Raw genomic sequence first — 19,528 nt, forward strand, 5'->3', positions numbered from 1 at the left:
AAAGCCGATTACAACCGCGTTTCTTTCCAACACCTCAGCCTGATTATCAGCACCACGCCCAAACTCATCGACCCTGTATCACACCGCCGTACCATTCCGACCGCCCAACTGATTGGCAGCAGCAATCCACAACACCAAGCGGAATTGATGTGGCGTATTTCCTTGACTGTCAGCGTTTTGCTGTTGTGCCTGCTTGCCGTGCCGCTTTCCTATTTCAATCCGCGCAGCGGCCATACCTACAATATCCTGATTGCCATCGGTTTGTTTTTGGTTTACCAAAACGGGCTGACCTTCCTGCGCAATGCTGTGGAAGACGGCAAAATCCATTTTTGGCTCGGACTGCTGCCTATGCACATCATCATGTTCGTGATTGCCATCGTCCTGCTGCGCGTGCGCAGTATGCCCAGCCAACCCTTCTGGCAGGCGGTTGCCAATAGTCTGACATTGAAAGGCGGAAAATGAACCTGATTTCACGTTACATCATCCGTCAAATGGCGGTTATGGCGGTTTACGCCCTCCTTGCCTTCCTTGCTTTGTACAGCTTTTTTGAAATCATCAACGAAGTCGGCGATCTTGGGAAAGGCAGCTATAACGGCGCGAAATTGGGGCAGTATGTTTTAATGCAGATGCCTGCGCGCGCATATGAACTGATGCCGCTCGCCGTTTTGATCGGCGGCCTGATTTCCCTCAGCCAACTGGCTTCAGGTAGCGAGCTGACAGTTATCAAAGCCAGCGGCATGAGCACCAAAAAGCTGCTGTTGATTCTGTCGCAGTTCGGTTTGATTTTCGCCATTGCCACCGTCGCTCTTGGCGAATGGGTTGCCCCCACGTTGAGCCAAAAAGCCGAAAACATCAAAGCCGCCGCCATCAACGGCAAAATCAGTACCGGCAATACCGGCCTTTGGCTGAAAGAAAAAAACAGCATTATCAACGTGCGCGAAATGTTGCCCGACCATACGCTTTTGGGCATCAAAATTTGGGAGCGCAACGATAAAAACGAACTGACCCAAGCGGCGGAATCAGAATCAGCGGTTTTGAATCCAGACGGCAGCTGGCAGCTGAAAAATATCCGCCGCAGCATATTGGGCGAAGATAAAGTCGAGGTTGCCACTGCTGCCGAAGAAAACTGGCCGATTTCCGTCAAACGCAACCTGATGGATGTATTGCTCGTTAAGCCCGACCAAATGTCTGTCGGCGAATTGACTACCTACATCGACCATCTGGAAAAAAACAACCAAAATACCCAAGTCTATGCCATCGCATGGTGGCGCAAGCTGGTGTATCCCGTAGCCGCATGGGTGATGGCGCTTGTTGCCTTCGCCTTTACCCCGCAAACCACGCGCCACGGCAATATGGGCTTGAAACTTTTCGGCGGTATCTGCCTCGGTTTGCTGTTCCACTTTGCCGGACGGCTCTTCGGCTTTACCAGCCAGTTGTACGGTGTGCCGCCGTTTTTGGCCGGTGCCTTGCCGACGGTTTTGTTTGCGCTGTTGGCGGTATATCTGATACGTCGTCAGGAAAAAAGATAAGGCAAAATAAACTTCAGGCCGTCTGAAAGGCAATCTTCAGACGGCCTGAGTATTTTGTGTGCAAAAAACAAAATGCTAAAGTAAAATAATACCTTTCCAAACAAATGCGGCTATTGAAAATGTCCCAAACCATCTGCTTGAATATGATTGTCAAAAACGAAGCGGCAATCATCGAAGAAACACTGGCCAACATCACCGACCACATCAAACTTAACTACTATGTCATCAGCGACACCGGCTCGACCGATGATACCGTCGGCGTGATCCGTCGCTTTTTCGATGCAAAGGGCATCGCGGGCGAGATTCATCATGATGGTTGGCAAAATTTTGCATACAACCGCAATCAGGCGTTGAAACACGCAAAAGGCAAAACCGATTATGTGTTGATTTTTGATGCGGACGACCGCTTTGAAGGCAAATTGGAATTGCCCGAGCTGACAGCCGACCGTTACCGCCTCCGCATGAGAAATGCCATGGGCAGCGTGGTTTATTACCGTCCGCTGTTGTTGCGCAATGACGGCACATTCTACTGGCGCGGCGTGTTGCACGAGTTTATCGAAACCGACAAACAAGATACCAGCGAAGCCACGCTTCATGGCGACTATACGGTTCTCAGCGGCCGTTTCGGCGCACGCAGCAATATGGCGAACAAATACCTGCTTGATGCCGTTTCCTTGGAAAAAGCGTTTTACAGCCCTGAAGATGAAGACCTGAAACCACGTTACGCCTTTTATGCGGCGCGTTCTTATTGGGATTCCGATATGCCCGAGCGCGCGAGTGAATGGTTTAAAAAACGTATCGAGTTGGGCGGTTGGATAGAGGAAGTGACGGTTTCTTACCAACAGCTGGGCGAGTGCTACAAATTAATGGGCAAACGCGATGAAGCCTTGGCGACTTGGCTGGCAGGCTACGATTACAACCCGCGCCGTGCCGAGTGCCTCTACCTTGCGCAAACCATGCTGCGTCAGGAAGGGAAATACCGCATTTCCCATGCAATCGGCCTGATGGCGAAACGTATCCCGTTCCCAACAGACGATATTCTTTTTGTCCAAAGCAATGTTTATCAGTTGGACATCGACTATGAATTGTCGGTTACCGCCTATGCGGCCGGCGATTTGCGCCAAGGCTATGAGTCTTGCCGCCACTTGCTCTTGCTGAATGTACGCGAGGCATTGACCACGGTGACTATGCAAAATATGTGGCTCTACCGCGAACACGTGCAAACAGAAACGCGTGAAGTGTTGGAGCAACTGGTGGCCGTCATGCAGCCTTATGCCGAGCAGGGCGGACGTTTGGCGGAAGTGACCGAATATTTTGCCGATATTTTGAAAAACCGTTAATCAGCACTTTGCCCCGGCCATAAGGCCGTCTGAAAGGAAATTTTTTGAGCAAGCGCAATCTGTTTTCCGTCGATAAATCTTTGGAAAAGCCCGAACGCGTCCTCTTGGTCGGTGTGATGCTGACGGCGGACTATTCCGGCGCAAACGAAACGCGCGAGCGCGGCTTTCAGACGGCTTTGACCGAAGCGGCAGAATTGGTGAGCGCGGCCGGCGGTGATTTGGTTTCTATCGAAACTTCACGCCGCGACAAACCGCATCCGGCTTTGTTTGTCGGTACGGGCAAGGCGGAAGAGTTGGCGGCAGTGGTCAAGCAGCATGATGTCGGGCTGGTCGTGTTCAACCACGAACTCACGCCGACGCAAGAGCGTAATCTGGAAAAAGAGCTTCAATGCCGTGTCCTTGACAGAGTGGGTTTGATTTTGGCGATTTTTGCCAAACGCGCCCAGTCGCAGGAAGGTAAGTTGCAAGTGGAGTTGGCCCAGCTGAACCATTTGAGCGGAAGGCTGGTACGCGGTTATGGACATTTGCAAAGCCAGAAGGGCGGCATCGGCTTGAAAGGGCCGGGAGAAACCCAGTTGGAAACCGACCGCCGTTTAATCGGACAAAAAATCACGGCATTGAAAAAACAGCTTGCCGATGTCCGCAAACAACGTGCCACGCGCCGCAAATCGCGCATGAGCGGCCGTCTGAAAACCTTTGCCATTGTCGGCTATACCAATGCCGGAAAATCCAGCCTGTTCAACCGCCTGACCAAAGCAGACGTATTGGCGAAAGACCAGTTGTTTGCCACTTTGGATACCACAGCGCGTCGGCTTTTCCTGTCGCATGAGGCGAGCGTGATTTTGACCGATACCGTTGGTTTCGTCCGCGATTTGCCGCACAAGCTGGTGTCGGCGTTTTCCGCTACTTTGGAAGAGACGGCGATGGCGGATGTGCTACTGCACGTCGTTGATGCGTCCAATCCCGATTTCGAACGGCAGATGGACGATGTCAACGAAGTATTGGAAGAAATCGGCGCGCATGAAATTCCGCAATTGGTGGTGTACAACAAAATTGATTTGCTGCCGTCGGGTATGCGTGAAGCAGGCATTTTGCGCGACAATTCCGGACATGCCGTCGGCGTGAATGTTTCCGTCGCCGAAAGTTTGGGCTTGGACGGTTTGCGCGAAGCGATGATTGAATTGGCCGTACAGCCAAGTGTTTGATAGTATGGAATGAAACAAGGCCGTCTGAATGTTCAGACGGCCTTACCGTAAAATTTTAAATCCGAGGATTATGCCGACAGAGGGCTTTTCTTTTTGAACACGCTTTCGTAAAGCATCCAAGCGGCGAGGCTCAGGTATACGGTGCTGGACAAAATGCCGATAACGGCGAAGATAGGCATAAGGCGATCAATCATGGTGAGGTTTCCCAATAAGTTAGTTTTATAAGTAAATGTGTGTTTTTTTATTTCCGTCTTCGCGGAATGCCTAAAGTATGCTGCTTAAATGGATTGAGGTCAATAAAAAATGTATTGGAGTTTTTAAAAAAGTTCCATTTTTACATTAAAATAATTGGAAGTTTTTAAGGATAAACGGTATTTATATGTTACCGTTCATCATTTGATAAACGGTCAATACTTTGTTTTCCATATTTTTTATAAAATTCGACAGTCTATTAATTCAAAAGTAAATGAAATGAGGCGGAAAAACGCTTTTTGCTAAAATGTAACACCCTGAAACGATTGTTTCAGGCCGTCTGAAAAATAAATCGAACACATTATGACATCTTCCACACATCTCCAAAAAAACTGTTTCCATTGCGGACTTGAAGTCCCGGAGCATCTGCATCTGACGGTTCGTTTTGAAGACGAAGAACACGAAACCTGCTGCGCCGGTTGCCAAGCGGTGGCGCAGAGTATCATCGATGCAGGTTTGGGTAATTATTACAAACAGCGTACCGCAGACGCGGAAAAATCCGAATTGCCGCCACCGGAAGTGTTGTCGCAATTAAAGCTGTACGATTTGCCCGAAGTGCAGGCGGATTTTGTCGAGGTCGGCGCAGGGGATGAGCGCGAGGCGGTCTTGATGCTGGGCGGCATTACCTGCGCCGCGTGTGTGTGGCTGATTGAACAACAGTTGTTGCGCATGAAGGGCGTGGTACGCGTGGATTTGAATTACAGTACCCATCGCTGCCGCGTGGTGTGGGACAGCACCCACATCGAATTGTCGGATATTTTGCTGAAAATTCGCCAAACCGGTTATACCGCCGCGCCTTATGATGCGCAAAAAATCGAAGTGCAGGCGCAGAAGGAACGCAAACAGTTTATCGTTAGATTGGCAGTGGCCGGTCTGGGTATGATGCAGACGATGATGTTTGCCCTGCCGACTTATTTTTACGGCGGCGACATCGAGCCGCTTTATTTGGAAATCCTGCATTGGGGCGGCTTTTTGATGGTGTTGCCCGTTGTGTTTTACAGCGCGTTGCCGTTTTACCGCGGCGCATGGCGCGACTGGAAAAACCGCCGTGTCGGCATGGATACGCCGATTGCCATTGCCATTGTAATGACCTTTATCGCCGGTATTTATAGCTTGGCTACCAACGCAGGGCAGGGTATGTATTTTGAATCCATCGCCATGCTGCTGTTTTTCTTGTTGGGCGGACGTTTTATGGAACAGATTGCCCGACGCAAAGCCGGCGATGCGGCGGAGCGGTTGGTCAAACTGGTTCCGGCATTCTGCCACCGTTTGCCGTCTTATCCTGAAAGCGATGCCATCGAGGAAGCCGCAGTCGTCCGCCTTAATATCGGCGATACGATTGTTGTGAAACCCGGCGAAGTCATTCCGGTGGATGGTACGGTTTTATCCGGTGAGAGCGAAGTTAACGAAGCCATGTTGACCGGTGAAAGCCTGCCCATCGTGAAAAGGCCGTCTGAAAAAGTAACCGCCGGCACGCTCAACACCAGCAGCCCTTTAATCATCCGCACCGATCATACCGGTGGCAACACGCGCCTGTCCCATATCGTCAAACTGCTCGACCGTGCTCTGGCTCAAAAACCACGTGCCGCCGAGTTGGCCGAAAAATACGCGTCCAGTTTTGTGTTTGGCGAACTCTTGCTTGCGGTTCCCGTTTTTATCGGCTGGGCTTGGTATGCCGACGCACACACCGCCTTGTGGATTACCGTTGCCCTGCTGGTCATCACCTGCCCGTGTGCCTTGTCGCTCGCTACCCCGACCGCGCTGGCTGCTTCTACCGGTGCGCTGGCCAAAGACGGCATTCTCATCAGCGGAAAACAAAGCCTGGAAACGCTTGCCCAAATTGACGATGTCGTATTCGATAAAACCGGTACGCTGACCAAAGGACAGCTTTCCGTCAGCCGTATATTATCTGCAGGCCGTCTGAACGAGGCCCAAGCCCTTGCCGTTGCCCAAGCATTGGAGCAGCAATCCGAACACCCCATCGCCCGTGCCATTTTGAACCATACGCTTTCAGATGGCCCCATATCCGCGCTTGATGTGAAAGTGCAGCAACGGATCAACCGTATCGGACACGGCGTCAGCGCGCAAATCGAATTTGATGGCGAAATCCAGGTTTGGGCTTTGGGCAAAGCGGCATTTGTTTCTGAGATCGCCGGTAATCTGCCTGAAACATTTGCCCATATCGACCACACAGGCAGCATTATTTTCTTGGGCAATCAAAGCGGTTTTCAGACGGCCTTTTTGCTAGAAGACCAAATCAAAGACAGCGCCGCTGAAATGTTGCAAAACCTGAAACAACACGGCATCCGTCTGCACCTTTTAAGCGGCGACCGTCAGGCTGCCGTAGCCCAAGTCGCGCAAGAGCTGGGTTTGGATGCCTATCGTGCCGAAGCCACGCCTGAAGACAAGCTGGCTTATGTGGAAAATCTGCAAAAACAAGGGCGTAAAGTCATGATGATCGGCGACGGGATCAACGATGCCCCCGTCCTTGCCCAAGCCGACGTATCGGCTGCCGTGGCCACGAGTGCCGATGTGGCGCGAGACGGTGCGGATGTGGTTTTGCTCAATGATGATTTGAACGTTTTACCCGTGATGATGGAACAGGCACGCCGCACCCATCAAATCATCCGCCAAAACCTGACTTGGGCGAGCGCATACAATCTGGTTGCCGTTCCGCTGGCCGTGTTTGGTTACGTTACCCCGTGGATCGCCGCGCTCGGCATGAGTTTCAGCTCGCTGCTGGTGTTGGGCAATGCCTTGAGATTGTTGAAAACCAAAAAGGCCGTCTGAAAACGGCCAATCCATTGCCTAAACGAAAGAATACGCCATGCCTAAAGCCACTTTTTATACACACGTCGCCCAGCCGGCCGCCTTTGCCTGCCGCCTGATTGCGCGCGCCATACGCGATGGCGGGCAGATTTTGGTGTGGTCGGATTCTGTTACGGCAGTGCAGCAACTAGACGTTGATTTGTGGCAGCAGATTCCCGAAAGCTTTATTCCGCATGAAGTCTGGCTGCCTACCGACCCCATGCCGTCTGAAACGCCGGTATTGCTTGCGTTTGGAAATGCATTGCCGAATATTCCGCAGGATTGCACAGTTTTAAACCTGTCTGCCGATTTTTGGAGCCAAGCCCCGGTCATCCCAAACCGTATCCTTGAAATTGTGGGCAACAGCTTAGAAGATTTGGCCGAAGCCCGAGACCGTTTCCGAGCGTATCGTCAGAGCGGATTTGAGATTGAGCATTTTTCGAGAGAAGGGAAGGATTGAGTATTGAAGATATTCAAGGCCGTCTGAATATAAACAAAGGGACATTTTGTTGATGTCCCTTTGTTTTTTAGATTGATTATCGGAAGGCTTCGTGCCATATGCCATAAAATATGAGGCAACAGCAGAAAGAGTAGAAATAGTGGAAAAAGCGTTCAAAAAGGGAGGTGTTGACAAGATACCATTGAACAGACTGATGGTGGTGTTGGGGATTTTTGAGGATTAAGTTGGGGAAACGGACAATCGAAGGTACGGCAAGCAAGTCAAACAGATTGAGGAAGACTGTAACCAATAATGAAAAACCGATTGTCTCATGAAATACGTCGAATGGCTGCAATGACAGGGTGTGTGTAAATAGGGAGGTCAGGGCAGATTTGTTGGACATCCATAAATAAAACAGCCCACCGATAGACAGGTAAAGCGCAAACCGAGCCCATATGGACAGCTTGCGTGGCAAATAGAGGATAAAGAATAAGTTGAGCAGGATAAAGAAAATAGGGAAAACAGATTTCATGGGTTTGTTTGCTTACAGTTTGGTATTTAAAGCTGCTAAGGGAAACGCATTACTGCTTGTATGAAGGGCTGCCTCAGGAAAAGACAGTCTGAAAAGGCCATTCTATTTTAGGCCGTCTGAAAAAGATTTTCGTAAGGGCAAGGGTTTCAGATGGCCTTAAGTTTTTTGAAGTAAAAATCCGATGGTTCAGGATTCGGTTTTTGAGGTCGCGTTGGCAAAATAGCGGTTGGATACCTGATTGAAGATAAGGAGCAGCAAAACAGGGTGGAGAATGGATTGAATAATGATTTGTTGAGAACTATAGCTCGCCATATCGCTATACACCATGATCAGCGAAGCGGCCGCAAGTACAATAGCCAGCCAACGGGCAGAACGGTTGCCTGAAAGCAGGCCGACAGCAATAAATACCGGTAAGGAAAGGAGGATGAAGTATAGAGGCATAGACAGCCACCAAGGCAGGAAAGGGAATGCCAAGGCTGCAACCTCTATCAGTAAATCGCCCGAATAAATCGCAAGAGCAACAGTGGTAAAACAGACAAGGGCAGTTAGGATGAAATAGAGAACGGTGGCGATGGTAACAGGGACTGGACGTTTCATGTAATAAAAGCCTTGGATAGAATATCGTGGATCAGGATTAAAATCGGTATCGGCCAAACCTTGTTATTGAAGGCGATGGCCGTCTGAAAGCAGGCTATTCGTCTTTCTCAAATGAAGAAAGCTTGATAATGGCAGGCTGGAAGACTGCAACCAAATAGATCATGATAGGGAGGATAAGATACGTAAAAGGAATATCTGCGCGCAATAGTGCAATTAGAAAGGCAAGGTATAAGGTCAGCAGGGCAAGGAAAATAACGCTCTTTTTCCATGTCGCTTGGCGGATTTCTTTTGCAGTCGGCTGCTTATAGCGGACTTTTTTGTGGCAGGTCGGGCACTCTTTAATGCTTTTCAGTCCTTTGAATGCACTACCCCGAATCGGATTGGAGCAATGCGGACAAGAGAATGGGGACGGTTTCATTATTTTTTTATCGGGCTGGATAAGGCATTGCCCATCCGGAAAAGCGGGTTGGATGGGCAACGTATATGTTTATTCGTCTTTTTCAAAAGATGAAAGTTTGTTTTGAATCGGGATAATGTAGTAGACGAGAAAGCCTATAACTAATGCCGTACTGATATATGGGGGGAATGTACCAAACAGGCTGATCATTATTGCCGCTACGATGCAGACAACGACTACAAAAATAGCGAAAGGTTTCAGCAAAGCTTTGAAATATTCGCCAACAGGAGGCTTTTTGAATTTGACTTTTTTATGGCAGGAAGGGCATTCTTTGACTGCGGCCAAACCTTTAACCAATCCGCCTTGGATCGGGGCATGGCAGTGTGGGCAGGGGAGTGAAGGATTAAGATTGTTCATCGTGTTCAACCTGACTTAGGGTTTGGAAAGGTGGTATCGATATTGCCGATACCACCGCTATTTATCGGAAACAATAGGCTTATTGGGCGTATTTTTTGCTTAAAGCTTCGGCTGCTTTTTGTAATTCTTGATTGGCTGTACGCAGGGTTTCTTGCAATTTTTGAGATTTGTCTTGGAAATCTTTGGCAAATTTGACTGCTTCTTTATCTTTACTATCGATAGTCAGTTCAGTAGCATACTTGCTTCCATAAATCATAAACTCATTAATTGTACTGTTGACTTGCACAGTTCGATCTAAAACTGCTTTGATTTCAGGATCTTTGATATCAATAGCAGCTGCACTTTGATGGAATTGTTCCAGTGCGGCAGTCAGTTTTTTTATCTGCTCGATAGTCTCGGCTTCTTTATTCTGTCTAGCCAACTGTTGCAATTCTTGACCTATTCGACCAATTTTTTGAGCTTCCTCACCAGTAATGAAGTTATTGAATTTTTGCAATTCGGCAAGACCGTCTGGAGATTTTTTATCGGAAATAACGATAGGCTCGGCCAGCTTAGGATCTGCTTCAGGGAATTCGCTCAGGGCTTTTTCGTATTTGTTGGCCGGGCTTGATTCGCTTTGGGCAACTTGTTCTGCCGGTTTGTCGCTGCTACCTTTATTGCCGGAGTCGCCGCAAGCTGCCAGTAGGGAAGCGGTCAAGATTAGCATACCGAATTTGTTTAATACGTTCATATTAGGATTCCTTCTTAAGTTAGGGGAAAATTGGGGGAAATTTGTTTTTATTGATGAGCGTAGACAATTATTTGTACTTTTGTTCTATTTTATTACAAATTTGTTTATTTTTCATAAATTAGGTTAAGTGGTATGTTTTTGGAATTAAACGGCAAAGATGGATGGTTATAAATTTTTGAATGTATAATGAAATTAACAAGGGTAATAAGGTTGGCTATGCTGTTTTGAACTAAAGTAGATTTTTTTATTAAGATATTGTTGGTTGATGTGATAGGAATAAAAAAGGCCGTCTGAAACAATAAAGTTTCAGACGGCCTTTTTTATTGGCTGGAATTAGTTGCCCAAGTCGAATGCTTTATGCAGAACGCGGGTGGCCAGTTCCATGTATTTTTCGTCAATCAGGACGGATACTTTGATTTCGGAAGTTGAAATCATTTGGATGTTGATGCCTTCTTCTGCGAGGGTACGGAAGATTTTGGCGGCTACGCCGACGTGTGAACGCATACCCAAGCCGACTGCGGAGACTTTGCATACAGTGTCGTCGCCGTCGATGCAGGCGGCGCCGATGCTGTCTTGGCGTTGTTGCAGGAGTTCGATGGTTTGTTTGTAGTCGCCGCGTGGAACGGTGAAGGAGAAGTCGGTTGTGCCTTCGCTGCCGACATTTTGGATGATCATGTCGACTTCGATGTTGGCATCGGCAACTGCGCCGAGGATTTGGTAGGCAACGCCGGGTTTGTCGGGTACGCCGCGTACGTTGATACGGGCTTGGTTTTTGTCGAATGCGATACCGGTTACGGCTGCTCTTTCCATGTTGTCGTCCTCTTCAAAGGTAATCAGGGTGCCGTTGCCGCCATCTTGCAGGCTGCTGAGTACGCGCAGGCGCACTTTGTATTTTCCGGCGAATTCTACGGAGCGGATTTGTAAAACTTTTGAGCCGAGGCTGGCCAGTTCGATCATTTCTTCAAAAGTGATCGTGTCCATGCGGCGCGCTTCGGGTACGACGCGCGGGTCGGTGGTGTAAACACCGTCCACGTCGGTGTAAATTTGGCATTCGTCGGCTTTGAGGGCTGCGGCGATGGCAACGGCGGAGGTGTCCGAACCGCCACGGCCGAGGGTTGAGATATTGCCTTCGCTGCTGATGCCTTGGAAACCGGCTACGATAACGACTTTACCGTCGGCCAAATCAGCACGCATTCTTTCGTCGTCGATATTTTCGATGCGGGCTTTGGTGTGGGAAGTGTCGGTTTGGAGGGCGACTTGCCAGCCGGTGTAGCTCTTGGCGTCAACGCCGATGTCTTTCAGAGCCATGGCCAGCAGGCCGATGGTCACTTGTTCGCCGGTAGCGAGAACGACGTCGAGTTCGCGCGGATCGGGATGCTCTTGCATTTCGTGCGCCAGTGCGACCAGTCGGTTGGTTTCGCCGCTCATGGCGGATACGACGACTACGATGTCGTGTCCTTCGGCGCGGGCTTTGGCGACACGTTTGGCTACGTTTTTGATGCGTTCGGGCGAGCCTACTGATGTGCCGCCGTATTTATGTACGATTAACGCCATGTTTCGTGCTTTCTTGTGGGGGTTGTCGGGCAGCTTGGTTTGCTGGAAAAAGGGTTATTATTACTATTTTTTACATGGAATTCAAGGATGGAACGCGCTTTTTTGAGTAAATACGCATAAAAGGGTTTGGTTAAAAAAGGCCGTCTGAAAGTTTTCAGACGGCCTTGCTGATTATCGGGTCAAAAGGGCTGCCTGCTGGTATTGAACCAATTCGGCAATGCCTTTGTGCGCGAGGGCAATGAGTTTGCCCAATTCTTCGATGCTGAACGGTGCGCCTTCGGCCGTGCCTTGGATTTCGATGATTTTGCCGGAAGCGGTCATGATGATGTTAACGTCGCTGTCGCAGCCTGAATCTTCGGGATAGTCTAAGTCCAAAAGCGGTACACCGCCCACCACGCCGGCGGAAACGGCGGCAACGGCTTCACGGATGGGGTTTTCGCTGATAAGGCCGTCTGAAAGGAGTTTGTCTACGGCGATTTGCAGGGCAACGTAGGCACCGGTAATGGAGGCGGTACGCGTGCCGCCGTCGGCTTGGATGACGTCGCAGTCAATCAGGATTTGGCGTTCACCGAGTTTTTCCATATCGACGACGGCGCGCAGCGAGCGGCCGATCAGGCGTTGGATTTCTTGTGTGCGGCCTGACTGTTTGCCCGCGGCGGCTTCACGGCGCATACGGGAGGCAGTGGACGCCGGCAACATGCCGTATTCGGCCGTTACCCAGCCTTGTTCTTTACCGCGTAGGAAGGGTGGGACATTTTCGTCGATGGAGGCGGTGCAAATCACTTTGGTGTTGCCACACTCGATAAGGCAGGAGCCGTCGGCGTGGGGGAGGAAATTGGGGGTAATTTTGATGTCGCGCAGGCTGTCGGCGGCGCGGTCGGTGCGGGTGTAGTCGCTCATGATGATCCTTTTGGGCGGAATGAAAAATAGGTTGCCTTGAATTATAGAGGAATTTGGCATCAAAGGCCGTCTGAAAATCGTCGGTCGGGTGTGTTATAGTATCCGTACTTTCACTCGTATTTGGAAACGGAGTAAAACCATGGCTACAAGACGAACTATTCAAATCCACAGCATGACCGGCTTTGCCAATGCCGCAGGCGAATGCGGCGGCAAGCGGGTTAATTTGGAAATCCGCGCGGTCAACCATCGTTATTTGGATGTCCAATTCCGTATGCCGGAAGAGTTGCGTTATTTGGAAGGCGCATTGCGCGAACAGATTGCCGCGGCTGTGGCACGCGGTAAATTGGAGTGCCGCGTCCAGCTGCAAGATGCGGCTTCGGGCGGGCAGACTTTGGAAGTCAATCAGGATTTGGTCTCACAGCTGGCGCATTTGAACAAAGAATGGCGCAAGGAACACAATTTCGGCAAGCTGAGCGTGGCCGACGTTTTGCGTTTCCCCGGCGTTTTGGCAGGCCAGAGCGAAGACTCCGAGGCTTTGGCGAAAGGTATCAAAGATTTATTGACCAGCGCTTTGAAAGAGTTCACAGCCGCCCGCAAACGCGAAGGCAAAAAACTGGGCGAACACCTGCTGCAACGTCTGGACGGCATGGAAGAGATTGTGGACGCTTTGAACGAATTGTTCCCAAGCCTTCTGCAAGCGCATATGGACAAAGTCAAAACCCGTTTGGCCGAAGCCGTCGGCAATATCGACAACGACCGCTTGCAACAAGAATTTGCTTTGTTCATCCAAAAATCCGATGTGGATGAGGAATTCAGCCGTTTGCGCACCCATATCGCCGAAGTGCGCCGCATCGTTACCGAAGGCAAGGGCAGCGTAGGCAAACGTTTGGATTTCTTGATGCAGGAACTTAACCGCGAGGCCAATACATTGGGCAGCAAAGCCATTGCTGCCGAATGCACGCAAGCGTCGGTTGAACTGAAAGTCTTAATCGAACAAATGCGCGAACAGGTTCAAAATATCGAATAAATCGATAACGAACGGATAAAACAAGGCCGTCTGAAAAGTTTCAGACGGCCTTTGTGTTGATATTGGGTGGAGTCAGTGTGGTTTGTTTTTAAACATTATTGGATGATGGATTTCCTGTTTCGTTACTGTCATTGCGCTAAAGAGTTAACATGTGTTAAATTATGGCAATTATTGTCATGATAGAAACATACAAAGGAGTAAAAACATGAACTTTTTGACCGCTATCAGTCGGCAAATGACCCGCTTCACCGCCTTGATTATCGTCCTTGCCTCCATTATCGCCTTTATCGAACCTGCCACTTTTTCGTGGGTAAAAGGCGATACGCAAGTCGTCGTACTCGGCATCATCATGCTCGGCATGGGCATGACTTTGGGTAAAGAAGATTATCAAATTCTGGCACAACGTCCGCTCGATATTTTTATCGGCGCAATCGCCCAATACACGATTATGCCCCTGCTCGCTATCGGTATTGCCAAAGCCTTTGACCTTTCGCCCGGATTGACGCTGGGTTTGGTTTTGGTCGGTACCTGCCCGGGCGGCGTTTCGTCCAATATCATGAGTTTTTTGGCTAAAGGCGATGTCGCCTTTTCGGTCGGCATGACCACTGTTTCCACCGTCCTCGCGCCTGTGATGACGCCGTTGTGGATGACTTATTTAGTTGGTCAAACCGTCGAAATGGACGGCTGGGGTATGTTCAAATTTATGCTGCTCGTTACCCTGTTGCCTGTCGTTATCGGTTCTGCCGCCAATATCTTGCTACATAAAAAACACTGGTTTGAAGACGTGCGCGCGATTATGCCGGCTGTTGCCGTTGTCGCATTTGCCTGTATTGTCGGCGGCGTTGCTGCCGTTCACGGCCATCGTTTCGCCGAGTCCGCCTTCGTTATGGTACTCGCCATCGCTGCCCACAACATCGGCGGCTACATCCTCGGCTATTACAGTGGCGCGCTGACCGGCATGAACACCGCCAAAAAACGCACCCTTGCCATCGAAGTCGGTGTACAAAATGCCGGACTTGCCACTGGTTTGAGCGCTAAATTCTTCCCCGGTAATGCCGAGTCTGCCGTTGCCGCCGCCGTTGCCTGCGTTTGGCACTCTGTATCGGGAACGGTTTTGGGTAACTTGTTTGCCTGGTGGGACAAGCGTAAGCAATAAGCTGTAAACATTGCCAGATAACAAAAGGCCGTCTGAAACGTTTCAGACGGCCTTTTGATTGCCTTTTATCAATGCGCTTTATGCGTCGTGCTGTACACGATTTTGTCCGTTAAAGCCATGGCGAGGGCGGAAATCAGGAAACAGATGTGGGTAATACATTGCCACATGATTTGTTTTTCCGACAGATTGGCGGCGTTGAGGAAGGTTTGCAGCAGATGGATGGAGGAAATGCTTATGATGGACATCGACAGCTTAACCTTCAAAACCGAAGCATTGACATGACTGAGCCATTCGGGCTGGTCGGGATGTTCTTCAACGTGCAGGCGGGAAACGAAGGTCTCGTAGCCGCCGACAATCACCATGGTCAGCAGGTTGGCAATCATCACGACATCAATCAGGTTCAATACGGCGATCATGATGGTGTTCTCATCCATGATGCTGAAATTGGATACCAAGTGCCACAAGGATTTGAGGAACTTACAGGCATAAATGACTTGGGCGATAATCAAGCCTATATAAATCGGCAGTTGCAGCCAGCGGCTGGCGAAAATGAAATGCGCGAAGATGCCCATTCGGTCGTGGGCTGTGCGTTTGGTCGGGGTGGAATGTTCCATAGAATGTGTTGTGTGTAGGAAAGATAAGGGGCGGCATTTTAATGGAAAAATTTTCAAGCTGCAATTTGAGTGGCTGAATTTAAAAAGAAAGGCCGTCTGAAAACAGGATATTGTTTCTTGTTTTCAGACGGCCTTGTAGGTTGTCAGGATAGGCAAATACGCGCAAAATCGCTTTGCTTTTTAGAGATGGACATTATGCTTGCAGATTCGTTTTTTTATTATCTGGTATTGGTCGGCTTTGCTGCAGGGCTGATGGATGCGGCGGTTGGCGGCGGAGGGCTGTTGCAGATTCCCGGATTGTTCAACCTATTGTCAAACGCCACGCCTGTGGCTTCGGTGATGGGTGTCAATAAATTTGCTTCCTGCTGCGGCACGCTGACTGCGACGGGGCAATACCTGCGCCGAATTCCTGTGCCGTGGAAAATGCTGCTGCCTGCCGCGGCGTTGGCATTTGCCGCTTCATATTTGGGCGCGAAAACGGTGGTGTATTTCCCCGTGCAATACATGAAACCGGCAATGCTGGTCATCATGATTGCCATGTGCCTGTACACTTTTTTGAAAAAAGACTTGGGGCAGACGGTGCGCACTGAAAAGCTGACGCGCCGCGAAACTTTATGGGGCTTGTTTTTCGGCGCATTAATCGGGTTTTACGACGGCGTGTTCGGGCCGGGAACGGGCAGCTTGTTGGCTTTTGTGTTTGTCCGCTTTTACGGCTATGATTTTTTATCGGCGAACGCTTCGGCAAAGGTCATCAATTCGACCACTAATCTTGCCGCGCTGACGTTTTTTATCCCGCAAGGCCATGTCGTGTGGGCATGGGCGATACCGTTGGCGGTAGCGAATTTATGCGGCGGCGTGGTCGGCGTGCGCTTGGCAATACGCGGCGGAACCAAGCTGCTACGTTACGGATTTATGTTGCTGCTGTGTCTGACCATTGGGAAGTTTGCTTGGGATTTATTGGGTTGATATCGAATGAAAAAAAGGCCGTCTGAATGTTTCAGACGGCCTTTGCGTTTTACAGTTTAACCGAATGCTCGCGCGTTTCGTGGAACACGATGTCCGGCCAGCGTTCTTGCGTCAGATTCAGGTTGACGCGGTTAGGCGCGAGGTAGGCGAGGTTGCCGCCAGCATCTATCGACAGATTGCCTGCATTGGCTTTTTCAAATTCCGCCAGTTTTTTCTTGTCTTCGCACGATACCCAGCGCGCCGACCAGATGGATGCGCTGTCAAACACGGCCTCTACGCCGTATTCGTTGGCCAGTCGCGAGGTAACGACTTCAAACTGCAACACGCCGACCGCGCCCAAAATCAAATCCGCGCCGCTCATCGGTTTGAAAACCTGTACCGCGCCTTCCTCGCCAAGCTGTTGCAAGCCTTTTTGCAGTTGTTTGATTTTCAGTGGGTTTTTGATGCGTACGCTGCGGAACAGTTCGGGCGCGAAGAATGGGATGCCGGTGAACGCCAGTTGTTCGCCTTCGGAGAAGCTGTCGCCGATTTGGATGTTGCCGTGGTTCGGGATACCGATGATGTCGCCGGCGTAGGCTTCTTCCACCAGCTCACGGTCGTGCGACATGAAGGTTACTACGCTGGAGGCGGCGATTTCGCGGTTGATGCGCAGGTGTTTCATCTTCATGCCGCGCTCGAATTTACCGGAGCAGACGCGTAAGAAGGCGATACGGTCGCGGTGTTTCGGGTCCATATTGGCTTGGATTTTGAAGATAAATCCGGAGAACTTAGGTTCGTCAGGCTCAACCATGCGTACGGTCGCATCACGCGGTTTCGGCGCAGGCGCCCATTCAATCAATGAATTGAGGATTTCCTGAATACCGAAGTTGTTAATCGCCGAGCCGAAGAACACGGGCGTTAGTTCGCCGGCGAGGAATTCGTCGAGATTAAATTCGTTGGAAGCCGCCTGCACCAATTCGATTTCGTCGCGCAGCTGCTGGATTTCCAGCGGAAAGCGTTGTTCCAATTCGGGATTATCGATGCCTTTGATGATGTCGAACTCGTGCGGCAGACGTTCGCCGCCGGCTTCGAAGAGATAGATTTCGTCGTTCAGGATGTGGTACACGCCCTTGAAGTTTTTGCCCATACCGATCGGCCAAGTAACGGGCGCGCAGCGGATTTGCAGGATGTTTTCCACTTCGTCCAGCAATTCCAACGAATCGCGTACTTCGCGGTCGTATTTGTTCATGAACGTGACAATCGGCGTATTGCGCAGGCGGCAGACGTTCAAGAGTTTGATGGTTTGCGCTTCCACACCTTTTGCCGCGTCGATGACCATCAAGGCGCTGTCCACGGCGGTCAATACGCGGTAGGTATCTTCGGAGAAGTCTTGGTGTCCCGGCGTGTCTAAGAGGTTGACGGTATGGTCTTTGTAGTCGAATTGCATTACGGATGAGGCCACGGAAATGCCGCGCTGCTTCTCGATGTCCATCCAGTCGGAGGTGGCGAATTTGCCGGTTTTCTTGCCTTTTACCGTACCCGCGCTTTGAATCGCACCTGAAAACAGCAAGAGTTTTTCGGTCAGCGTGGTTTTACCCGCGTCAGGGTGGGAGATGATGGCAAACGTGCGGCGGCGGCGCACTTGGTCGAGGATTTCTTGGGACATGGTTTTCTTTGCAAAAAGTTTCAGGCCGCTTTTTCAGACGGCCTGAAGGATATGGGTGTTGGAAAACAGGCTAAAATAAGGGCGTGTGCAACACGCCCTGCAATAGATTGAAAGATGAGGAATTGTACAAAAAAATGCTTGATAATTCAATGTTTGTACCAAAACAAAGGCCGTCTGAAAAGTTTCAGACGGCCTTTGTTTATGAATCGATGATTAAATATCCATCGGTTTCCATTCTGCGCCTTTCACCGGCGGCAGCCATGATTGCGTACCGCTGGAGGCAAATCCCCACAAGGTGTCAGGGAGGCCGTAATGGTCGGCGCGCGTCGGGTCGAGTTGCGTTTCGATTTCATCTTCGCGGCCTTCACGGATTTGCGTGGCGATGTACGGATTAATCATCACGGTTTTGCCCAATGCGATAAATTTCGCCCAGCCGGTTTCATAGGCGGCCAAAATTTGGTCGGCGGTAAACAGGTTGCCCACGCCGATAAGAGGCAGTTTGCCGTTGATGCGTTCGTGGATAAACTGCATACGGGTTTGGGAGGTATCGCCGCCGCGACGGATTTTTTTATCAAATTCCCACAGGGAAACGTGCAGATATTGCAGCGGTTTTTGTACCAATGCGTCAATCAATGCGCCGGTTTCGGTCATGGTTAAGCCGTCATCGCCCGGTTCTTCAGGGGAGAAGCGGTAGCCGATAATGAAGTCGTCGCGCTGGTGTTTTTCACGGACGGCAACCACGGCATCAATAACGGCCAGCGGGAAGCGCATTCTGTTTTCCAGACTGCCGCCCCATTGGTCGTTGCGGCGGTTACTTTGGGCAGAGTAAAACTGTTGGATTAAATAGCCGTTCGCGCCGTGGATTTCCACGCCGTCAAAACCGGCACGAAGCGCCAAATCGGCGGCTTGCGCATAAGAGGCGATGAGTGCCTCGACTTCTTCTGCTGTCGCTTCGCGTGCGTGTTCGGCTTCGCTGGCGGAGGCGCTGATTTTGTCGAGACCGTCCAAAAGGTCATCAATGGCTTTGGAACCGCCGTGATGGATTTGCAAAATTGCTTTTGCGCCTTGCTGTTGCAGGATTTGTGCGGTTTCTTTCAGGCTGTCGAGGCAGTGTTCGCCTGTGGCTTCAGGTTGGCCGTGAAAGGCTTTGCCGTCTTTTTGAACCAAAGTGGCGGCAGTGATAAACATGCCCATATCGCCTGCGCGGTTGTTGAGGAAGGTACGCTCTTGGTCGCTGATTAAACCGTCGGCTTGTGAGCCGAAATGGGTCATGGGGGCGACGACAAGGCGGTTTTTGATGGTTACGCCGTTATTGAGGGTGTATGTTTGGAAGAGTGGGGCGTATTTTGGATTCATGAGATTTTGCTCTTGATAAGTGAATGGTTGGCAGAGAATTGGGTCATTCGGGAAATTATCAAGT

The 19,528-nt window shown here is 50.3% G+C and carries 20 protein-coding genes; 9 read left to right on the forward strand and 11 right to left on the reverse strand.

The window, feature by feature from the left end; all coding sequences use genetic code 11:
• The 4 genes from ACTHSP_RS04755 to hflX form a co-directional block, all read left to right on the forward strand.
• A partial coding sequence (locus ACTHSP_RS04755) for an LptF/LptG family permease (protein WP_440345729.1) occupies window positions 1–462 on the forward strand: 462 nt, incomplete at its 5' end.
• Window positions 459–1,529 (forward strand): LPS export ABC transporter permease LptG, encoded by a 1,071-nt coding sequence (gene lptG / locus ACTHSP_RS04760; RefSeq protein ID WP_440345730.1) that lies wholly within the window; start codon window positions 459–461, stop codon window positions 1,527–1,529. The genes ACTHSP_RS04755 and lptG, both read left to right, overlap by 4 nt.
• Window positions 1,530–1,648: 119 nt before the next feature.
• A complete protein-coding gene (locus tag ACTHSP_RS04765) occupies window positions 1,649–2,869 on the forward strand; it encodes a glycosyltransferase (RefSeq protein ID WP_440345731.1) in 1,221 nt (406 codons plus the stop codon).
• A 44-nt stretch (window positions 2,870–2,913) separates the two neighbouring features.
• Window positions 2,914–4,074: a GTPase HflX gene (gene hflX, locus ACTHSP_RS04770; protein ID WP_314511493.1), complete on the forward strand. Its 1,161-nt coding sequence runs from the start codon at window positions 2,914–2,916 to the stop codon at window positions 4,072–4,074.
• A gap of 68 nt (window positions 4,075–4,142) precedes the next feature.
• On the opposite strand, the gene ACTHSP_RS04775 is transcribed toward hflX, so the two are convergent.
• Window positions 4,143–4,268 (reverse strand): hypothetical protein, encoded by a 126-nt coding sequence (locus ACTHSP_RS04775; RefSeq protein ID WP_003678791.1) that lies wholly within the window; start codon window positions 4,266–4,268, stop codon window positions 4,143–4,145.
• A gap of 361 nt (window positions 4,269–4,629) precedes the next feature.
• Here ACTHSP_RS04775 and ACTHSP_RS04780 point away from each other — a divergent pair, with 361 nt between their 5' ends.
• Window positions 4,630–7,116, forward strand: a complete 2,487-nt coding sequence (locus tag ACTHSP_RS04780) for a heavy metal translocating P-type ATPase (protein ID WP_440345732.1) — start codon at window positions 4,630–4,632, stop codon at window positions 7,114–7,116.
• 37 nt (window positions 7,117–7,153) lie between these two features.
• Window positions 7,154–7,594, forward strand: coding sequence for a DNA polymerase III subunit chi (locus ACTHSP_RS04785; RefSeq protein ID WP_314511496.1), 441 nt, complete (start codon window positions 7,154–7,156; stop codon window positions 7,592–7,594).
• Window positions 7,595–7,670: 76 nt separating this feature from the next.
• On the opposite strand, the gene ACTHSP_RS04790 is transcribed toward ACTHSP_RS04785, so the two are convergent.
• The 7 genes from ACTHSP_RS04790 to rph all read right to left on the reverse strand — a co-directional run bounded on the left by ACTHSP_RS04790 (window position 7,671) and on the right by rph (window position 12,700).
• Window positions 7,671–8,105, reverse strand: a complete 435-nt coding sequence (locus tag ACTHSP_RS04790) for a hypothetical protein (protein WP_314511498.1) — start codon at window positions 8,103–8,105, stop codon at window positions 7,671–7,673.
• 186 nt (window positions 8,106–8,291) lie between these two features.
• Window positions 8,292–8,702: a hypothetical protein gene (locus ACTHSP_RS04795; RefSeq protein WP_314511500.1), complete on the reverse strand. Its 411-nt coding sequence runs from the start codon at window positions 8,700–8,702 to the stop codon at window positions 8,292–8,294.
• A 94-nt stretch (window positions 8,703–8,796) separates the two neighbouring features.
• Window positions 8,797–9,120, reverse strand: coding sequence for a dimethyl sulfoxide reductase (locus ACTHSP_RS04800; RefSeq protein ID WP_107696962.1), 324 nt, complete (start codon window positions 9,118–9,120; stop codon window positions 8,797–8,799).
• 69 nt (window positions 9,121–9,189) lie between these two features.
• Complete coding sequence (locus tag ACTHSP_RS04805; RefSeq protein ID WP_314511502.1) at window positions 9,190–9,516, reverse strand: purine permease; 327 nt, start codon at window positions 9,514–9,516, stop codon at window positions 9,190–9,192.
• 79 nt (window positions 9,517–9,595) lie between these two features.
• A complete protein-coding gene (locus tag ACTHSP_RS04810; RefSeq protein ID WP_114926080.1) occupies window positions 9,596–10,246 on the reverse strand; it encodes a hypothetical protein in 651 nt (216 codons plus the stop codon).
• Window positions 10,247–10,579: 333 nt separating this feature from the next.
• Window positions 10,580–11,800: an aspartate kinase gene (locus ACTHSP_RS04815; RefSeq protein WP_128581515.1), complete on the reverse strand. Its 1,221-nt coding sequence runs from the start codon at window positions 11,798–11,800 to the stop codon at window positions 10,580–10,582.
• Between the two features lie 171 nt (window positions 11,801–11,971).
• Window positions 11,972–12,700 (reverse strand): ribonuclease PH, encoded by a 729-nt coding sequence (gene rph, locus ACTHSP_RS04820; RefSeq protein WP_314511507.1) that lies wholly within the window; start codon window positions 12,698–12,700, stop codon window positions 11,972–11,974.
• Window positions 12,701–12,839: 139 nt separating this feature from the next.
• Here rph and ACTHSP_RS04825 point away from each other — a divergent pair, with 139 nt between their 5' ends.
• Together ACTHSP_RS04825 and ACTHSP_RS04830 are read left to right on the forward strand one after the other, a co-directional pair.
• Complete coding sequence (locus tag ACTHSP_RS04825) at window positions 12,840–13,727, forward strand: YicC/YloC family endoribonuclease (RefSeq protein WP_314511508.1); 888 nt, start codon at window positions 12,840–12,842, stop codon at window positions 13,725–13,727.
• A gap of 205 nt (window positions 13,728–13,932) precedes the next feature.
• A complete protein-coding gene (locus ACTHSP_RS04830) occupies window positions 13,933–14,883 on the forward strand; it encodes a bile acid:sodium symporter family protein (RefSeq protein WP_107696963.1) in 951 nt (316 codons plus the stop codon).
• Window positions 14,884–14,951: 68 nt separating this feature from the next.
• Here ACTHSP_RS04830 and ACTHSP_RS04835 read toward each other — a convergent pair whose 3' ends face one another.
• Window positions 14,952–15,497: a TIGR00645 family protein gene (locus tag ACTHSP_RS04835; RefSeq protein ID WP_314511509.1), complete on the reverse strand. Its 546-nt coding sequence runs from the start codon at window positions 15,495–15,497 to the stop codon at window positions 14,952–14,954.
• Between the two features lie 195 nt (window positions 15,498–15,692).
• On the opposite strand from ACTHSP_RS04835, the gene ACTHSP_RS04840 reads away from it, so the two are divergent.
• On the forward strand, window positions 15,693–16,463 hold the full coding sequence (locus ACTHSP_RS04840) for a sulfite exporter TauE/SafE family protein (protein WP_314511527.1): 771 nt from the start codon (window positions 15,693–15,695) through the stop codon (window positions 16,461–16,463).
• 49 nt (window positions 16,464–16,512) lie between these two features.
• On the opposite strand, the gene ACTHSP_RS04845 is transcribed toward ACTHSP_RS04840, so the two are convergent.
• Together ACTHSP_RS04845 and ACTHSP_RS04850 are read right to left on the reverse strand one after the other, a co-directional pair.
• Window positions 16,513–18,108, reverse strand: a complete 1,596-nt coding sequence (locus tag ACTHSP_RS04845; protein WP_070583614.1) for a peptide chain release factor 3 — start codon at window positions 18,106–18,108, stop codon at window positions 16,513–16,515.
• Between the two features lie 213 nt (window positions 18,109–18,321).
• Complete coding sequence (locus tag ACTHSP_RS04850) at window positions 18,322–19,464, reverse strand: NADH-dependent flavin oxidoreductase (RefSeq protein ID WP_314511512.1); 1,143 nt, start codon at window positions 19,462–19,464, stop codon at window positions 18,322–18,324.
• Between the last annotated feature and the right edge of the window lie 64 nt (window positions 19,465–19,528).

This window comes from Neisseria sp. P0001.S005 (genome assembly GCF_051963715.1).

Bases quoted from the DNA above. Each gene is read 5' to 3' on its own strand.
- lptG (WP_440345730.1), top strand. From the start codon at position 459: ATGAACCTGATTTCACGTTACATCATCCGTCAAATGGCGGTTATGGCG.
- ACTHSP_RS04765 (WP_440345731.1), top strand. From the start codon at position 1,649: ATGTCCCAAACCATCTGCTTGAATATGATTGTCAAAAACGAAGCGGCA.
- ACTHSP_RS04775 (WP_003678791.1), bottom strand. From the start codon at position 4,268: ATGATTGATCGCCTTATGCCTATCTTCGCCGTTATCGGCATTTTGTCC.
- ACTHSP_RS04780 (WP_440345732.1), top strand. From the start codon at position 4,630: ATGACATCTTCCACACATCTCCAAAAAAACTGTTTCCATTGCGGACTT.
- ACTHSP_RS04785 (WP_314511496.1), top strand. From the start codon at position 7,154: ATGCCTAAAGCCACTTTTTATACACACGTCGCCCAGCCGGCCGCCTTT.
- ACTHSP_RS04790 (WP_314511498.1), bottom strand. From the start codon at position 8,105: ATGAAATCTGTTTTCCCTATTTTCTTTATCCTGCTCAACTTATTCTTT.
- ACTHSP_RS04795 (WP_314511500.1), bottom strand. From the start codon at position 8,702: ATGAAACGTCCAGTCCCTGTTACCATCGCCACCGTTCTCTATTTCATC.
- ACTHSP_RS04800 (WP_107696962.1), bottom strand. From the start codon at position 9,120: ATGAAACCGTCCCCATTCTCTTGTCCGCATTGCTCCAATCCGATTCGG.
- ACTHSP_RS04805 (WP_314511502.1), bottom strand. From the start codon at position 9,516: ATGAACAATCTTAATCCTTCACTCCCCTGCCCACACTGCCATGCCCCG.
- ACTHSP_RS04810 (WP_114926080.1), bottom strand. From the start codon at position 10,246: ATGAACGTATTAAACAAATTCGGTATGCTAATCTTGACCGCTTCCCTA.
- ACTHSP_RS04815 (WP_128581515.1), bottom strand. From the start codon at position 11,800: ATGGCGTTAATCGTACATAAATACGGCGGCACATCAGTAGGCTCGCCC.
- rph (WP_314511507.1), bottom strand. From the start codon at position 12,700: ATGAGCGACTACACCCGCACCGACCGCGCCGCCGACAGCCTGCGCGAC.
- ACTHSP_RS04825 (WP_314511508.1), top strand. From the start codon at position 12,840: ATGGCTACAAGACGAACTATTCAAATCCACAGCATGACCGGCTTTGCC.
- ACTHSP_RS04830 (WP_107696963.1), top strand. From the start codon at position 13,933: ATGAACTTTTTGACCGCTATCAGTCGGCAAATGACCCGCTTCACCGCC.
- ACTHSP_RS04835 (WP_314511509.1), bottom strand. From the start codon at position 15,497: ATGGAACATTCCACCCCGACCAAACGCACAGCCCACGACCGAATGGGC.
- ACTHSP_RS04840 (WP_314511527.1), top strand. From the start codon at position 15,693: ATGCTTGCAGATTCGTTTTTTTATTATCTGGTATTGGTCGGCTTTGCT.
- ACTHSP_RS04845 (WP_070583614.1), bottom strand. From the start codon at position 18,108: ATGTCCCAAGAAATCCTCGACCAAGTGCGCCGCCGCCGCACGTTTGCC.
- ACTHSP_RS04850 (WP_314511512.1), bottom strand. From the start codon at position 19,464: ATGAATCCAAAATACGCCCCACTCTTCCAAACATACACCCTCAATAAC.